The sequence below is a fragment of the Acinetobacter sp. FDAARGOS_494 genome, assembly GCF_003812225.1.
Taxonomy (GTDB): domain Bacteria; phylum Pseudomonadota; class Gammaproteobacteria; order Pseudomonadales; family Moraxellaceae; genus Acinetobacter; species Acinetobacter baumannii.
The window spans coordinates 510,414-524,498 of the sequence record NZ_CP033866.1 but is presented as its reverse complement, the minus strand read 5'-3'; the positions used below and the strand labels follow the sequence as shown (position 1 = coordinate 524,498).

The 14,085-nt window shown below is 41.1% G+C and carries 23 protein-coding genes and 1 other RNA gene; 15 read left to right on the top strand and 9 right to left on the bottom strand.

Annotated features, from left to right (window positions below; all coding sequences use genetic code 11):
- Nucleotides 1–98: 98 nt before the first annotated feature.
- On the bottom strand, nt 99–866 hold the full coding sequence (locus tag EG365_RS02730; protein WP_000850827.1) for a DNA adenine methylase: 768 nt from the start codon (nt 864–866) through the stop codon (nt 99–101).
- Between the two features lie 182 nt (nt 867–1,048).
- Between EG365_RS02730 and EG365_RS02725 the strand changes: the two genes are divergently transcribed.
- On the top strand, nt 1,049–1,828 hold the full coding sequence (locus EG365_RS02725; RefSeq protein ID WP_057695217.1) for a hypothetical protein: 780 nt from the start codon (nt 1,049–1,051) through the stop codon (nt 1,826–1,828).
- Here the strand turns inward: EG365_RS02725 and EG365_RS02720 are convergent.
- From EG365_RS02720 to EG365_RS02685, 8 genes are all read right to left on the bottom strand, one after another.
- On the bottom strand, nt 1,825–3,459 hold the full coding sequence (locus tag EG365_RS02720) for a hypothetical protein (protein ID WP_000126482.1): 1,635 nt from the start codon (nt 3,457–3,459) through the stop codon (nt 1,825–1,827). The genes EG365_RS02725 and EG365_RS02720 overlap by 4 nt on opposite strands.
- A complete protein-coding gene (locus EG365_RS02715; protein ID WP_000045362.1) occupies nt 3,459–4,025 on the bottom strand; it encodes a phage protein Gp27 family protein in 567 nt (188 codons plus the stop codon). Before EG365_RS02715 ends, EG365_RS02720 begins: the two co-directional genes overlap by 1 nt.
- An 8-nt stretch (nt 4,026–4,033) precedes the next feature.
- On the bottom strand, nt 4,034–4,327 hold the full coding sequence (locus EG365_RS02710; protein WP_000006500.1) for a hypothetical protein: 294 nt from the start codon (nt 4,325–4,327) through the stop codon (nt 4,034–4,036).
- Between the two features lie 2 nt (nt 4,328–4,329).
- Nucleotides 4,330–4,632, bottom strand: coding sequence for a hypothetical protein (locus tag EG365_RS02705; RefSeq protein ID WP_001166711.1), 303 nt, complete (start codon nt 4,630–4,632; stop codon nt 4,330–4,332).
- Nucleotides 4,632–4,979 carry a hypothetical protein gene (locus EG365_RS02700; protein WP_000084782.1) on the bottom strand — a complete coding sequence of 116 codons (348 nt, stop codon included), beginning with the start codon at nt 4,977–4,979 and terminating at the stop codon, nt 4,632–4,634. The genes EG365_RS02705 and EG365_RS02700 overlap by 1 nt, the downstream gene beginning before the upstream one ends.
- Nucleotides 4,976–5,476 (bottom strand): glycoside hydrolase family 108 protein, encoded by a 501-nt coding sequence (locus tag EG365_RS02695; RefSeq protein WP_001043991.1) that lies wholly within the window; start codon nt 5,474–5,476, stop codon nt 4,976–4,978. The genes EG365_RS02700 and EG365_RS02695 overlap by 4 nt, the downstream gene beginning before the upstream one ends.
- Before the next feature lie 86 nt (nt 5,477–5,562).
- Nucleotides 5,563–6,117, bottom strand: coding sequence for a hypothetical protein (locus EG365_RS02690; RefSeq protein WP_000793085.1), 555 nt, complete (start codon nt 6,115–6,117; stop codon nt 5,563–5,565).
- A gap of 1 nt (nt 6,118) precedes the next feature.
- Entirely contained in the window at nt 6,119–6,766 is a 648-nt protein-coding gene (locus EG365_RS02685) for an XRE family transcriptional regulator (RefSeq protein ID WP_000151899.1), read from the bottom strand.
- Between the two features lie 100 nt (nt 6,767–6,866).
- Here EG365_RS02685 and EG365_RS02680 point away from each other — a divergent pair, with 100 nt between their 5' ends.
- From EG365_RS02680 to EG365_RS02620, 14 genes are all read left to right on the top strand, one after another.
- Nucleotides 6,867–7,073, top strand: a complete 207-nt coding sequence (locus EG365_RS02680; RefSeq protein ID WP_000550335.1) for a DNA-binding protein — start codon at nt 6,867–6,869, stop codon at nt 7,071–7,073.
- Nucleotides 7,074–7,116: 43 nt separating this feature from the next.
- Complete coding sequence (locus tag EG365_RS19285) at nt 7,117–7,284, top strand: hypothetical protein (protein ID WP_001249251.1); 168 nt, start codon at nt 7,117–7,119, stop codon at nt 7,282–7,284.
- Nucleotides 7,268–7,564 (top strand): helix-turn-helix domain-containing protein, encoded by a 297-nt coding sequence (locus EG365_RS02675; RefSeq protein WP_002025618.1) that lies wholly within the window; start codon nt 7,268–7,270, stop codon nt 7,562–7,564. The genes EG365_RS19285 and EG365_RS02675 overlap by 17 nt, the downstream gene beginning before the upstream one ends.
- Before the next feature lie 12 nt (nt 7,565–7,576).
- Nucleotides 7,577–8,461, top strand: a complete 885-nt coding sequence (locus tag EG365_RS02670; protein ID WP_000064359.1) for a DUF3102 domain-containing protein — start codon at nt 7,577–7,579, stop codon at nt 8,459–8,461.
- A 2-nt stretch (nt 8,462–8,463) separates the two neighbouring features.
- On the top strand, nt 8,464–10,215 hold the full coding sequence (locus EG365_RS02665; RefSeq protein ID WP_000184216.1) for a DDE-type integrase/transposase/recombinase: 1,752 nt from the start codon (nt 8,464–8,466) through the stop codon (nt 10,213–10,215).
- A 9-nt stretch (nt 10,216–10,224) separates the two neighbouring features.
- Nucleotides 10,225–11,502, top strand: coding sequence for an ExeA family protein (locus tag EG365_RS02660; protein WP_000810199.1), 1,278 nt, complete (start codon nt 10,225–10,227; stop codon nt 11,500–11,502).
- A 188-nt stretch (nt 11,503–11,690) separates the two neighbouring features.
- A complete protein-coding gene (locus EG365_RS02655) occupies nt 11,691–11,909 on the top strand; it encodes a TraR/DksA family transcriptional regulator (protein WP_000752925.1) in 219 nt (72 codons plus the stop codon).
- A complete protein-coding gene (locus EG365_RS02650) occupies nt 11,906–12,142 on the top strand; it encodes a hypothetical protein (protein ID WP_057095638.1) in 237 nt (78 codons plus the stop codon). The genes EG365_RS02655 and EG365_RS02650 overlap by 4 nt, the downstream gene beginning before the upstream one ends.
- Complete coding sequence (locus tag EG365_RS02645; RefSeq protein ID WP_000857164.1) at nt 12,143–12,814, top strand: DUF2752 domain-containing protein; 672 nt, start codon at nt 12,143–12,145, stop codon at nt 12,812–12,814.
- The gene (locus tag EG365_RS02640; protein ID WP_001137527.1) at nt 12,814–13,317 is read left to right on the top strand and encodes a host-nuclease inhibitor Gam family protein; all 504 of its coding nucleotides are present in this window, start codon (nt 12,814–12,816) and stop codon (nt 13,315–13,317) included. The genes EG365_RS02645 and EG365_RS02640 overlap by 1 nt, the downstream gene beginning before the upstream one ends.
- A gap of 23 nt (nt 13,318–13,340) precedes the next feature.
- On the top strand, nt 13,341–13,520 hold the full coding sequence (locus EG365_RS02635; RefSeq protein ID WP_000288875.1) for a hypothetical protein: 180 nt from the start codon (nt 13,341–13,343) through the stop codon (nt 13,518–13,520).
- Nucleotides 13,513–13,785: an HU family DNA-binding protein gene (locus tag EG365_RS02630; protein WP_001042954.1), complete on the top strand. Its 273-nt coding sequence runs from the start codon at nt 13,513–13,515 to the stop codon at nt 13,783–13,785. Before EG365_RS02635 ends, EG365_RS02630 begins: the two co-directional genes overlap by 8 nt.
- On the top strand, nt 13,785–13,964 hold the full coding sequence (locus EG365_RS02625) for a hypothetical protein (RefSeq protein ID WP_000201619.1): 180 nt from the start codon (nt 13,785–13,787) through the stop codon (nt 13,962–13,964). Before EG365_RS02630 ends, EG365_RS02625 begins: the two co-directional genes overlap by 1 nt.
- Nucleotides 13,963–14,031, top strand: an RNA gene (locus EG365_RS02620) — hammerhead ribozyme type II. The genes EG365_RS02625 and EG365_RS02620 overlap by 2 nt, the downstream gene beginning before the upstream one ends.
- Nucleotides 14,032–14,085: the final 54 nt, after the last annotated feature.

Here is a 14,085-nt window from a genome sequence, read left to right as displayed (position 1 = left end):
AAGCGACTTATTTAGTTTTACGGATCATTGCAGCAAAATACAAAATAAATGCCGTAAAGAGCGTTTATAAAGATTTATAAATCTATAAACGTCATGCTTCAGTAATTAGTAATGATGAGTTCCTGTTTTTCATCACGACCTGAGCCAGAATTACCCACTGAATATTTAATTTTGGTGGTCGCAATATTCAACCCATCAAATGTGGCACGCATGTCTTCATGATCATTTATCGAGAGCATGACTTTACTTTTACAGGTCTTCATTAGCTCAGCCATTTTTTCATATTGATCCAAACCAAAACCTACACCGTAGCCAGCTAATTTCCAGTACGGTGGATCGGCATACATAAAACTATGTGGACGGTCATACTTCAATAGACATGCATCCCAAGTTAAATGCTCAACAGTTACTCCAGACAGACGCAAATGCGCTTCACTCAATTGTTCTTCTATTCGGAGCAAGTTTACTGGTCGAGCTGTGGTTGCTGTTCCAAAAGTTTGACCAGATACCTTGGCTCCAAATGCCGTGTGCTGCAAATAGTAGAAACGAGCTGCACGCTGAATGTCAGTCATCATTTCCACACTTGCAAATTTAAGCCAATCAAACATCTGTCGACTGACCAGCGCCCATTTAAATTGACGAACGAACTCTTCAAGGTGATGCTGAACGACTCGATATAAGTTCACTAACTCACCATTTAAATCGTTAATCACTTCAACTTTTGATTGTTCTTCACGCATAAAAAATAAAGCTGCGCCACCAGCAAATAACTCTACATAACATTGGTGTTCTGGCATTTTTTCAATCAGTTGCGACACCAGACGACGCTTACCACCCATCCAAGGAACAATTGGCTTGGTTTTCATTATTTCACCTACTGCAAAACTTTTTCATTTTTGATAGCCTGCAATAACTGTGTGCACAGTAACGAGGCTAAGCCTGCGGTAGCACTTTTACCAAAGGGGGCGATTCTTGTTCCAGCAAGAGTCGTCACCTCGTTTTAAATTATTAAAAAATTAAAACTTGATAATCAGGGGGAAGTACTTCCGTGCAAAATTCAACACCAACACCAACACCAACACCAACACCAACACCAACACCAACACCGACACCGACACCACAAAATCAAACACCGCCCAAAACACCTATTTATAAAACGTGGGTCTTTTGGGTAGTTGTTTTATATTTGTCTTTCATTATTTTATACACCTTAATATTTTGCTTAAGTGAAGGTGAAAACGTTTTACTCCCTTCAAATGAATTAGGTGACTTTTTAGCAGGTGCTTTTGCACCACTTGCTTTTTTATTTCTAATCTTGGGATATAAGCAAAACAATGAATCTATTAGGATTCAAAGTGAAGAGTTAAGAGCAAGTACTGAAGCATTGCAATTGCAAGTTGCTGAAATGAAAGAGTCAGTTGACCAACAGAAAATAATGGCGCAACTACAGCAAGCTGAATTAGAAGATAGACACAATACTCTTGCGCCAGTGATTAGTTTTCATGCTGTTGTAGGTGTCGATTATGGCAGGATTTATTTTAGTTTTTCTCTTACAAATCACAGTGAAAATGCAGCAAAACATATTACTCTAGAACATTTACCTAATAAAAAGCAGGATTTTGAATTTTTCCCTAAAGAGCATCGTCAAGTATTTAGTTCACCATTTACTCCTGCTGAAGATGCACTTTACCGAGAAAACAAAGATGTTGAACGAGAAATTACTATTGGGTTTGAAAATATTCTAGGTCGCAAGTATGAGCATAAATATAAGGTAGCCACAATTTATGACAATGGAAACAGGCATATGCAGATTGAAAGAATTATCTAAAACCATCCAACCGAGCTAGACCAGTCATCATAATCATCACTTAGCTCCATTTCCTCTTTTGAAGGCAGTGGAGTAAATTCAATAGCAGTTGCCAGATGCAAACTTGCAAACCAACCAAGAATCATCGCTACAGCACCATCACCATGTCGATACAGCTCAGGGTCTTTAATATCCTTGGCACGCGCTTTTGAAACCATGTAAATCCCGTCCACTTCTTCAATTGCTGAGCAGTCATTTTTTAAGTCAGCATCGATTGGTAAATCAATCATATCTTCTTCAAAAGCAGTGACCAGCTTAGGTGTCCATAAGCCATACCAAGCACGGCTCAGTTTGATTTGATGCACCATATGAGCACCATATTTTTCTGCCGTATTTTCTGCAATGGTTTCACCGTTACCAGTCGCATCCATTGCAATACCACCAAAGCGTGGCAATCGATCCAGCATATACCAGAGAATTTTTTGCTGAAGTCGTGAAGGCACTTTGTGCATTTCAATCACAAAAGGCGCAATCCGACGTAAGTCCTGAGCAATATAGAAAGGCAAAATAAAACTAAAGTCACGATGACGAGCGTAGTCTTGCCCAGCGCAATGCTGCTTAGTCTTATCAAGCTTTTGTAATTCTGGCTCTAAATAGCGTTGAATCCAGTCATCGATATATGCATCACGCTCATCTGGTGTTAGCTCAGTAAAATCATCACCCAATTGCAGGCGCAATACTGTCCTGACTTCTGTCATCGCACGCTCCACCCACAAGGTTGGTAAACATACAGATGAACCATCACGAGGTATTGCGTCTAATTCTTCACGCATGGCTGCCTTACGGCTACCATAAGCTTTACGAATTTTCGTGTACCATTTTTTCTTACCTTCAAGTGTGGCTTCTTTGCCTTGCATAAAGCACACACGCTCATATAAGCCATTAGCCACAGCATCATCAAAAGTCACTACATGCACAGCTGCATCTTCACCAAACACACCATTTTCAATATCTTTGACAAATTGATTGAATGGATTGTTCTTACCATTATGCGAGCTAATAACCGAGATACGGCCACCCCAAATCAAAAGCGCAGTTGCAGCTTCCATCACGCCTTGAACGTTCGGGTGGAAAGCAGCTTCATCAATGACGACTTTACCTTGCAAACCACGAATATTTTCGGGACGGCTAGACAAAGCAACAATCTGAAAGCCGCTGGCATAACGGATGCGGTATGCCGTTATCTGGCGCGTTTCACCTTTTTCATTTTGATCTTCAAACAGAAATTCTTCTATCTGAACAATCTGTCCCTGAGCTTCAGCAATTACACGTGAAAACTTTGCACAGTAGCCAATAAACTCAAGGCCTTTTTCTTTGGTATCCCCAATATAGTAAACACTCATACCGCCAGCTTCTTTACTGGCGGCAGCTGTAAATACTGCATCAAAACTTTCGGCAAAAGTAATACCAGTTCGACGTCCTTTAGGACAAGCCTTAATGTCTGTTTTAATCTTCAACCATTCAACTTGGTGTTTCATCAAAACACCTTCTTCAAAAGGGTTCAGATTATTAGGCAGATTTCGGGCACGTTCAGGAAGCTCATCCCAGTCAATAACCCGTACTGTATCTTGCCGAGGTTTTGGTGCAGTCATTATTTAATACCCAATACTTTTTCACGCCAAAATTGAATTTGCTCTTCACCCATACCTTGAGATGCAGCAGCTTTTTTGAGGTTTTCATCTTGTTCTTTAAGCAACTCTTCACGTGCTTGACGACGTACTTCATCACGGTTATCCATTGCTTTTTCTTTTGTCATCATTGCTGCACGGGCAGCACGTGCCAATGCCCCAACAGCGTCAATATCCATTTTGGGCTTTTCAGGGTCATCACCTGTATTGGTCAGTTCATCTAGAGCCTTCTTGGTCACAATGGCTTGTACAGCTTGAGCCAACAAAATACCGCCTTTATCGTCGGGATCTTCACCAAACTCTTTAACCAAAACTTCTGAGGCAGCAGCAATTTCGCGCATAGCTTTGGCTTCTTCAGCCCAGTTTTTCTTTTCACGGCCTAATGCCGAACGGCTGGGTATAGAGTCAGCTGGAAATTCAGCGCGAATTTCGTCCAGCATTTCATTCAATGTCAGTCGGTCTTCACGCAGTAATTTTTCTACAAATGTGCGTTGCTCATCCGACAACTTATGCATAAAAGACTTTGACATATTTGCTCCTATGCAGAAGGTCGTTTAACACCATGTGTTGAAATGCGACCAGTAGCGACATCCATTCCACGCTCGGTCAACTTTACAACCAACACAGAACCAAGATCATCTTCAAGTACTACTAAGCCCTGATCGGCAAGCCAGTGTAATTCTGTCTTAACTTGATCCCGACTAAAGCTATGTCCGTAACGATCTAGACCAGCAACAAGTACTGACGAGTTAGAACGGTACTGTGGTAATTCATGTAAAAGGCGCAATACCACCAAACGCATGTCTTCTTTTAAATGATTGGCGAAGCTCATATTTAATCCTTGTTATGCAATAAGTAATCATTCACACGATCTACCGCCTTTGCTAAGGGGGAGATAAGTTCTTTCAACCCCGCAACAGACTCTTTTAAGGCTTTCATATCACCAGACATTTGATAGATCACTTGGTGATCAGGCATGTTACGAATACGTTCTTCTACTTGAGTCAAACGCTCTTTAGTTTCTTGCAACTCTTTGTCTTTGGCGGCTTGGCGATTTGAAACAAAGATATAAACACCAAGCCCAAAGTTACAAAGAAATGAAACCAGAGCTAACACAGTTGCGGGGTTAATTTGCATTAATTGTCCTCGTCAACTGGTGGCAAAGGCTTAGCTCGGTTTTGATCAATAAAGCGACCAATAAAAGCCAACACTGCCAAGGCAGTTGTTACGCGTTGCTGGGTTGCTATGGGCAGTAATTGAATTACCTCAGGTGGTACACCGTAAAATTGAACATATGCAATTAATGCAATGAACCAGTTCGACAACCACAACCAACCACTTCGCCAATTCTCTACAATCCAGCGCTTTTTGAGCTTTACTGCAACACCTTGAATATATTGTGAATCAACAGGTTTATTTTGATTTACCAACCCATTTTGACTTTTAGCTAGCTGACATCGGAAATTTCGCTTCCATTGGCTCATAACATATCCTCCGCAGCATATTTCAAGTTCACCGCTACACGTGCCATCCAGCCTTTGCCGAAGGCATTGAAAGTTGAAATCTTTGTATAGAATTCAATACGTTTTGAGTTGAATAAACTGATTAAGGCAAACTGTGGTTGCTTACGAACTGCCGCTAAAGTTAAAGAACCAACAATGCCATCATCTTTCACACCGACTGCACGCTGTAAAAGTTTTCGAGCATTAAGCTGGCCATGATTAACAGCTGCATCAAAAAGTTGGAAACCAACAGAGAATGGGAAGCTGTCACAGCTCATTGCATCCCAGTATTGGTTTTTATAAATCTTCTCAACAATATCCATTGGGATATCTTTCATTGAACCTTTATAACCGTACTGACGGGCAACGCTTTTTGTAATGCCGTAATTGGTTTCACCACCGGGATCAGAGGGATGATTTACATACCCGCCTTCATGTTGAAGCACTCGTTTCAGTGCAGTTTGAAAAGTTTTGTTCACAAAAAAACCTCATCAAATGATGAGGCTATGTTGCAATCTGAACTATTTTTTTATCAGACGGAAATGCTTCCGCTCAGTTTTGGGTTCTAGTTACTTACCATACAAGTTACTGGATAACCTTGATTGTAGTGACTTGCATCTAAGTGAAAAGTATAACCATACTGACGGTTAGAGATTGAAGCATTTGGACTTTGATTTAACCGATTTTCTAGATCATAAAGTACAGCAGGTACACGGTTATCAATATTTCCAAAAATCTTTTGACAGTCTTTTGCGGCAACAGCTTTTGACTCTTCAAATGAGCCTTTATTAAAAACTTCTACAATAAGACCTTTCCAATTTTCAGTCTTTGGTTCTTTGATAATTTTAATACTGTACCAATTATTATTTGGCACAAATTTAGTATCTGCTTTGACATCATTTGGTAAGAATTTTACTTCACTACCATCATTTGAATGACTGATTTGATAAGCAGGATAAATACTTTTAACTACACCAGCAAATTGAGAAACGCTCAATTTCGCAGCAGGATCAGACTCACTATAACTTTGTTTCACATAAGGAGGTTCTGACTGCGGTTGTTTTTGAGTAGAGCAGCCTGCCAATAATAAGAACCCAGCAATAGTAATTAAATTTTTCATATTAATAGAAAGTCCCCCGACTAGGTGGTATCCATCTGCCAATAATTTCAACATCAGTCGATTCATTTAAATCAAGTTTCATGGGTAAATATTTTTCATTATCTGACAACAATAACAATTCATTGAATTGACGCTGAACACGTTTAACCCAGAAATTTTCGTGATTTCTTACAACATAAATAAAACCATCAGTTAATTCTTTATCAATCGTATTGATTAATAAAGGCTCTTTGTCATGAATAGTTGGCTCCATTGAATCGCCTTTGGCATAAACGATAACTAAGTCCTTAGCATAAAGCCCATGTCTTGCAAGCCAGTCTTTTCTAAATGCCAAACGGCTAGTAGGTTCCGTTTCACCCAAACAAACTGCACCATCACCAGCAGACACCGAAACATCATAAACATTGACTAAGTCAAACTCATATGCAAAGTCACTATTTTGTAACTGTGGTGATTTATTACCCGTTACTATGTAGCCAATATCTGCTCCAACTTCAGCAATTGCAGCCAAATATCCAGCTTTTGGTTGTGTCAAATCTTTCTCGTAGTCGATCTGACTTTTCTTGGTAGTGCCTGCTAATTCAGCAAAAACTGGTTGCGTATAACCCAGTCGCTCACGCTCTTCTTTAAGTCTTGCTCCGATAGTCACAAAAAACACTCCAATAATATTGACAAGTAACTAAATAGTTACTAATGTGGTGCCATAAGTTCTACTTAATGCAACTTTAGACACACAGAGGAAACTAAACATGCACCTAAAAACTCCCGAAGAAGTTAAACAGGAATTTATTGAACAAGGTATTCCTGTTTCATCATGGGCTGAAAGTAAAGGTTTCACCCCACAAGAAGTTTACAAAGTACTCAACGGTCAATCTAAAGGAAACTTTGGACGTGCCCATAAGATTGCTGTTGCCCTCGGCCTAAAACCAGAACCAAAACAGAAAGTCACTGTTTAGTTACTTTGCACATATTCGCACATTTTTGCACACGGGGAAAGAGATGAGACAAAAACAATCAGGAAGTATTGCATTTCGTTACCTAATCATCTTCGTAACGACATTCGGTTATGTCCAATGGTTCTTCGCTGAACAAGACAACGAAGAGCTTAAGCAGCAACTAATGTCAATCAAGTTCACTCAAGGAGATGGGCATGAGTTCAACAAATAAATCAGCAGTGAAAGTTCTACGTGTTTTATTCGCGCTGCGAGGTCATTACGTTTTCGGCCTTAGCAATAAACAGCTTTCTGAAAGCTTGAAAGAAACACCTGTATTTATTACTCGCGCACTCCAAACCCTTGAAGCGGATGGTTGGGTAGAAAAACGTGACAACGGCAACTATGCCCCAAGTGTGAAGACGGTCAAATTTGCAACAGCGTGTAAAGAAGAATGTGACCGTGTTCAAGCACGAATTAATGAATACAACCAACGTCTTAACACACAGTTTTAATAAGGGTTCGCTATGAGCAATGAAGTAATCACTGAAGTTGAAATTCAAAATCATACTAAGGCTGTTGCAGGTTTAGCAACGCAACTTGGTTATGAAGGAGCTTTAACTGTAGGTGCACTGGAAGATGAAATTCGCTTTTTCCAACAACGTACTGTTGAAGCAGTAATGGAGCTTGGCAAGCGCTTATTAATCTTAAAAGAAATTACACCGCATGGTGAGTTTAATAAGCGCGTTGAGATGCTGAATTTCACTCCACGCATGGCACAAAAATTTATGTCAGCGGTGCTGAAATTCTCAAAAACGAATTCGAGTTCGCTTTTGCAGAAAGCTGGAAATCAAACAAAGTTGCTTGAGCTTGTGACGCTAGATGATGATGAAATACAAGTCATCGAACAAGGTGGAAGCATTGGTGAGGTTTCATTAGACAGCATTGAAACTATGTCAGTACGCGAATTAAAAGATGAACTTCGCAAAATTAAAGCTAACAAGGAAGCTGGCGACTTACTTCTCCAAAAGAAAGACCAAAAGATTAATGAACTAGATGCAAAGCTCACAAAACTCCAGAGTCCAGTTCAAATCAAAAAACGTGCTGAATCTGAAGAGCAACTAATTGCAGCTAAAGCTTTAGAAGAAGCCAACACCGCATGTTTAACAATGCACAACGACACAGTGCGTTTTAAAAATACAGTCAACTCAGTTTTAGACACAATCAACGAGCATGGCCTTTACAACATCCAAGAGCAACTTGAAGCCCTCGTTGTCAGCGCATTTCAACAGATTGCCCAAACTAGTGTTGAGCTAGGAATTCAAATTGATTTTGAAACGATGGTAAACCCATCATGGTTACCTGCGGATCAAGAAGCTACTCCATTTGATGCTACAAACGTGGAGCAGTAATCATGACAAATCCAAACTTAGCAAAACAAGATTATTTGCGTGAGATTGCAGCCAAACTTACTGCTGCTGAGTTTGGTGGGAAAGCTGCGATTGTAAAAACTGCATGTGACTTTTTAAGTCTTAGCAAACCGCAACTTTACCGTGAACTTGAAAAAGTAGGTTTTAAATCTGAACGCAAACAGCGCTCTGATAAAGGTAAAACAGTTGTGCCGACTGAAGTTGCTGAAATGGTTGGCGGTATGGTGCACGTAGCAACACGTGCCCATGGTAAAAAGACATTGCCGATGACTACAGCGCTGGAAATGCTTATCGCCGACGGTAAAGCACCAAGAGTATCAGCAGCAACAGTTGCGCGTGTCATGAAACAAAACATGTGCCACCCAAAACAACTGGCTACACCGTCAGCACATACACAGCAAAAATCGTTACATCCAAACCACGTTTGGCAAGTTGATGCCTCTGTCTGTGTTTTGTTTTACCTGCCTAAAGGCGGTATGCAAGTGATGGATGAGAAGAAGTTCTACAAGAACAAACCTGCCAATGTGAAGAAAATCGAAAATGACCGTGTGATTCGCTATGTCATGACTGACCACTATTCAGGCTCAATTTATGTTGAGTATGTCTATGGCAGTGAAAGCTCTGAAAACTTAATTGAGATTTTCTTAAATGCAATTCAAAAGCGTTCTGCTCAAGAGCCAATGCACGGTGTTCCAAACATCCTTTACACAGACAAAGGTTGTGCAAACACCAGTGGCTTATTCAGAAATTTACTTGAGCGCCTAGATGTAACTTTTATACCCCATGCAACTGGTAATTCACAAGCAAAAGGCCAAGTTGAAAACGCTCAAAATATTGTTGAAACACAGTTTGAAGGCCGCCTGCGTTTCATGCAGATCAACAATATCCAAGAGTTAAATGCCCAAGCTACTGCATGGCGCATGTATTGGAATGAAACAAAAATTCATAGCCGTACTAAGCGCAGCCGTAATGCTGTTTGGCAAACCATTAAGCCTGAACAATTACGCATTGCTCCACCAATGGAATTGTGCCGTGAACTTATCAGCACAGTACCTGTTGAAAAAACAGTTAAAGCCAATCTTACGGTTAGTCATGCCATTCAAGGCTATGGCTCACAAGACTATGACGTTCGTCATGTTGATGGGGTTTACCCGAAAGCTAAGTTGCAGATTGTAGTGAATCCATACCGTGCGCCATGCATCGATGTATTGACTAAAGATCAACACGGCAATGAGGTCATTTTCACATGCGAACCGATGCAAGTTGATTGGGTTGGCTTTGGAAATGATGCAGCAATCATCGGTGAAGAAATTAAGGCAATGCCTCAAAGCAAAATTGATGAAAACCGCAAACGCATACTTAAAAAAGCTTATGACGCTGAAACTCTTGAGCAAGTTGATAAAGCAATTGCCAAGAAGAAACCAGCCTATGACGGTCAGCTCAATGCTATGGCAGACGTTGCAGCGGTTGAAGTTCCGACTTACATCAAACGTGCTGGTGAGCAAGTCACTACAACTAAACAACGTCGTGAATCTGCACCTATTTCAACAGTAGAAGCAGCAAAAGAAATCCGAGGCTTAATCGGTGACCTGTGGACCACGGATCACTACAAGGCCCTCAAAAAATCTTATCCAGATGGTTTAGTCCCTGCCGATGCAGTACGTGAAATTGCTGAAGCAATAAAGGCTGAACAAGAACTTCCACAACAACGGCCACAACTTCGTGTTGTTGGTTAAGGAGCAACCATGAAACAAAAAGACTGCTCGACAAAACTTAAGGACCTCATTTTAGACAACGGAATTATACAAGCTGATTTAGCTCGATACGTACAGCTAAGCCCGTCATCGATCAACATCATCATCAACTGCCTTAGATGGCCGAAGAAGAATACTGATTTTGTGAAAGCCCGTTTTAGAGAGTTCTTGGTCAACGCAAAGATTAGCGAGTCAGAAATCGATGATGCATTTAACGAAATGTTTGATGCACCACCACAAAAAACACTTCTTGAAAGACTTGGCTCAGAGGCAGCTAGTGAAAGAGAACTAGACCATGTGTATCGCGCATTAGTAGCACGACACGGAAACAAACAAATTAATGAACTTTTAAATGAGGACGAACAAGCCATGTTGCTCGCAAAACAGTCGTTGACTCAACAAGCTAAAAAACATTTTGGCTTGTTTGACAACCCTTTCACAAATGAAGTTCGTGCAGTTGAAGAACTGTTCTTGAATAGCGACATCAACTATGTGCGTCAAGCCTTATATCAGACAGCTAAACATGGCGGATTCATTGCAATTTCAGGTGAGTCAGGTTCAGGTAAATCGACTTTACGACGCGACCTTTTAGATCGTATTCGTCGTGAAAAATTACCAATTTTGATTATCGAACCATATGTCATTGCGACTGAAGATAATGACATTCAAGGTAAGACACTTAAATCAAGCCATATTGCTGAAGCAATTATTAATACGGTTAGTGCTGGTCAAGAGAAACCACGCATGTCTGCCGAGGCTCGTTTCCGCCAAGTACATATGATTTTAAAAAATTCAAGTGAAGCTGGTTATAGCCATTTATTAGTGATTGAAGAAGCTCACAGCTTGCCAATCGCTACTCTTAAACAGTTAAAGCGTTTCTTTGAGTTAGAAGACGGCTACAAAAAACTAATTGGGATCGTCTTAATCGGTCAGCCAGAACTTGCAAACAAATTAAGTGAGCGCAACCCAGCGGTACGTGAAGTTGTACAGCGTTGTGAGAGTGTGACACTGGAACCTTTAACAAATACTTCATTAGTTGAGTACTTACAACACCGAGTTAAAAGCGTCGATAAAAAACTGGAGTCGATCATCACTGAAGAAGGCATTCAAGCAGTTGTTGACCGTCTAACTCAAATCAACAGCGCTGGCAAAACCACACGCTCACTTTTATATCCACTTGCCATTGGCAACTTAATTACCAGTTCTATGAACCTCGCAGCAGAAATCGGCGAGGACGTTATCACACGCGACATCGTGATGGGGGTTTAAGCCATGAAATTTAATTTAAGAAATTTACTGATTGTGAACTTTGCAGTTTGGTTTTTTGCAGTCGCTGTAGTGATGGCTGTGCTAGGAGGTTGCAATGGATAAGACATACCTCGCTGTCTGGATTTGCATCACGATCATGATCGTTGCTTGTTCTGGTTTTGATGCATTAAGCAAATTTGGAGGTTGCAATGGCTGATTTTGCAGACGTAGCAAGCACTTTGTCTGAACAAGATTTAGACCATGCACTTGCCAACATTAAACACTTTGACCAAGTCAGTAACTATGAATGTGAAGACTGTGGTGCCGAAATTCCAGAGCGTCGTCGTGCTCTGGGCAATGTAAAGCTTTGTATTGACTGTCAAACAGCAGTTGAAAGCAAATCTAAGCATTTCCGAGGTGGTATATGAACATCAAACAGAAACGCCAGCACTTCAACAAAGACTTGAATAAGTTAGTTGATAACAAACATGCAGTTATTCCCAACGAACTTACTTGGGAGCAGCTTCAGATACTTTCTGATGATCCAGAATTCTTTGAACTGTACCAAGAAGCCTTACAAGGTGACTCTGGTGAAGACTGTGCTTGCCTAATTATCAAGGCAATCCACAACGCATTGTTGCGACTTGCTGGGAGTCACTAAATGAAAACTAGATGCCCAGCTTGCGGAGCAACAAACAGCCTAGATGCCCTATTAGGGCATGGTGAAGCCAGCAAAGCGTTTGTAGCTTCACTAAATCTGGTTGGTGATTTAGCTACGCCACTGGTCAAGTATTTGGGAATGTTTCGCTCTCAAAATCGTGAGCTTACTTTTGAACGTACGGCTAAGTTACTTGGCGAAATTGCTGCGGATATTAATGCACAGCAAATCAAACGTGGTCACCACAGTTACCCAGCTCCTAAAGCAGCATGGATCTGGGCAATCAACACAATGATTGAGCGTCGTGAGCAAGGCAAGTTGCAGTTGCCTCTGAAAAACCACGGCTATCTATATGAAGTGATCAGTTCATTCAAACCAGAAAATGCGCCAGTACCAACAGAGCGTCGAGCTGCTGCACCACAAGCTAAAACTGAAGCTGAACGTGCAGCTGAGCAAGCGGAACATGAACGTCAAAAACATGAACGTCCAAACACCAACTTTAAAGAAATGATGGGCTTCGTCCAAATGAATGAGAAGCAGCCAGAACGTGGGCTGAAGAACATTCCAAAAGAACAACTTATGGCGCATGTCGTTAAACACAAGCTACCAGATGAAACTTTAGAACAGTGCTACCAACGCTTAAAAGCAGCTGAAACACAGGAGCAAACAAACTAATGCCACGTAAATCACTTAAAGAGCCACAACTTCAAAGTTGGGAAGCAGTTGATCAAACATTGGCACAAATGGCTGGTATCAACCGTGACATCGCACTTGAAGAAGCTGCTTGTAATGAACAGGTTGACAAGCTCAAGGAAGCAACCAAACAACGTCTTAAACCGCTATTGGAACGAGTTAAGACGTATGAACTTCAACTTAAAGAATTTTGTGATCACCGCAAAAATGAGTTTTTGCAAATCAAAAGTAAAAAGCTGACACACGGTTCGGTTGGCTACCGCTTATCAACCAGTGTGACTATTCCTGATCCTGTTTTTACTTGCCAGATGCTCAAGCAATTAAAGCTTGAACATTGCATCCGTACTAAAACCGAACCTGATAAGGAGTCAATCAAACAACTCACGCCTGAACTAATCGCTGAAATTGGTGCAACTCTTAAACAGCGCAACAACTTTGGTTATGAAATTGAAACCGTTGATCCAGCAGCTACAGCTGCTCACTAAACCCACTGTCTGAGGCTATCAACATGTACACAGTTAAATCACTTGAACCACAGCTAAATGATGCTCCGCAAGCATTGTTTGCAATCGTCCATGAGGACGACGTTTTAGTCGGCCATTTCTACCGCCACGAACATGCAGATATCGCATGTACAGCACTTAACCAAACTCAAGCAACTACTGAAGGAAATACTACCCATGAATAAATCTGACTTAATCGCAAACATCGCAATGGACGCTAATTTAACTAAATCACAGGCAGCAGCTGCACTACAAGCAGTGGAAGATGCAATCGCTGCTGCTTTAGCTGAAGGCGGAAGTGTTTCTTGGATTGGCTTCGGAACTTTTTCCGTAAAAGAACGCGCTGCGCGTACAGGCCGCAATCCTAAAACTGGCGAAGAGTTACAAATTGCTGCGGCAAAAGTACCTTCCTTCAAAGCAGGTAAAGCACTTAAAGAGGCTGTTAAGTAATGGCAACAAAAATTAAGGGCTTAGACATGCTTGAAAAGCACGGTTTAAGTGTTGTCCGTAAATACAACATTTGCGGATGGTTCGAGTATCACGTTTTGAATGAGGCTGGTCAGAGAATTTCACGGCATACAGTTCAACAACGTGCGATTGATATAGCTCTGAACACGCTTCAAGCATAAGCGAAACACAGGCATTCGTGCCTGTGTCTGCTGGATGTCGTGATCCAGTACTGAAGAGCAGCGAGAACATAATGATCAGCATCGAAGATTTAGAAAAGTTACCACCTGAAGTGATTGAGAG

Coding starts and splice junctions, on each gene's coding strand:
- EG365_RS02670 (WP_000064359.1), top strand. CDS start 7,577: ATGAGCAATGAAGTAATCACTGAAGTTGAAATTCAAAATCATACTAAG.
- EG365_RS02640 (WP_001137527.1), top strand. CDS start 12,814: ATGCCACGTAAATCACTTAAAGAGCCACAACTTCAAAGTTGGGAAGCA.
- EG365_RS02675 (WP_002025618.1), top strand. CDS start 7,268: ATGAGTTCAACAAATAAATCAGCAGTGAAAGTTCTACGTGTTTTATTC.
- EG365_RS19285 (WP_001249251.1), top strand. CDS start 7,117: ATGAGACAAAAACAATCAGGAAGTATTGCATTTCGTTACCTAATCATC.
- EG365_RS02630 (WP_001042954.1), top strand. CDS start 13,513: ATGAATAAATCTGACTTAATCGCAAACATCGCAATGGACGCTAATTTA.
- EG365_RS02650 (WP_057095638.1), top strand. CDS start 11,906: ATGAACATCAAACAGAAACGCCAGCACTTCAACAAAGACTTGAATAAG.
- EG365_RS02625 (WP_000201619.1), top strand. CDS start 13,785: ATGGCAACAAAAATTAAGGGCTTAGACATGCTTGAAAAGCACGGTTTA.
- EG365_RS02655 (WP_000752925.1), top strand. CDS start 11,691: ATGGCTGATTTTGCAGACGTAGCAAGCACTTTGTCTGAACAAGATTTA.
- EG365_RS02705 (WP_001166711.1), bottom strand. CDS start 4,632: ATGCAAATTAACCCCGCAACTGTGTTAGCTCTGGTTTCATTTCTTTGT.
- EG365_RS02715 (WP_000045362.1), bottom strand. CDS start 4,025: ATGTCAAAGTCTTTTATGCATAAGTTGTCGGATGAGCAACGCACATTT.
- EG365_RS02635 (WP_000288875.1), top strand. CDS start 13,341: ATGTACACAGTTAAATCACTTGAACCACAGCTAAATGATGCTCCGCAA.
- EG365_RS02680 (WP_000550335.1), top strand. CDS start 6,867: ATGCACCTAAAAACTCCCGAAGAAGTTAAACAGGAATTTATTGAACAA.
- EG365_RS02690 (WP_000793085.1), bottom strand. CDS start 6,117: ATGAAAAATTTAATTACTATTGCTGGGTTCTTATTATTGGCAGGCTGC.
- EG365_RS02710 (WP_000006500.1), bottom strand. CDS start 4,327: ATGAGCTTCGCCAATCATTTAAAAGAAGACATGCGTTTGGTGGTATTG.
- EG365_RS02730 (WP_000850827.1), bottom strand. CDS start 866: ATGAAAACCAAGCCAATTGTTCCTTGGATGGGTGGTAAGCGTCGTCTG.
- EG365_RS02700 (WP_000084782.1), bottom strand. CDS start 4,979: ATGAGCCAATGGAAGCGAAATTTCCGATGTCAGCTAGCTAAAAGTCAA.
- EG365_RS02720 (WP_000126482.1), bottom strand. CDS start 3,459: ATGACTGCACCAAAACCTCGGCAAGATACAGTACGGGTTATTGACTGG.
- EG365_RS02660 (WP_000810199.1), top strand. CDS start 10,225: ATGAAACAAAAAGACTGCTCGACAAAACTTAAGGACCTCATTTTAGAC.
- EG365_RS02645 (WP_000857164.1), top strand. CDS start 12,143: ATGAAAACTAGATGCCCAGCTTGCGGAGCAACAAACAGCCTAGATGCC.
- EG365_RS02665 (WP_000184216.1), top strand. CDS start 8,464: ATGACAAATCCAAACTTAGCAAAACAAGATTATTTGCGTGAGATTGCA.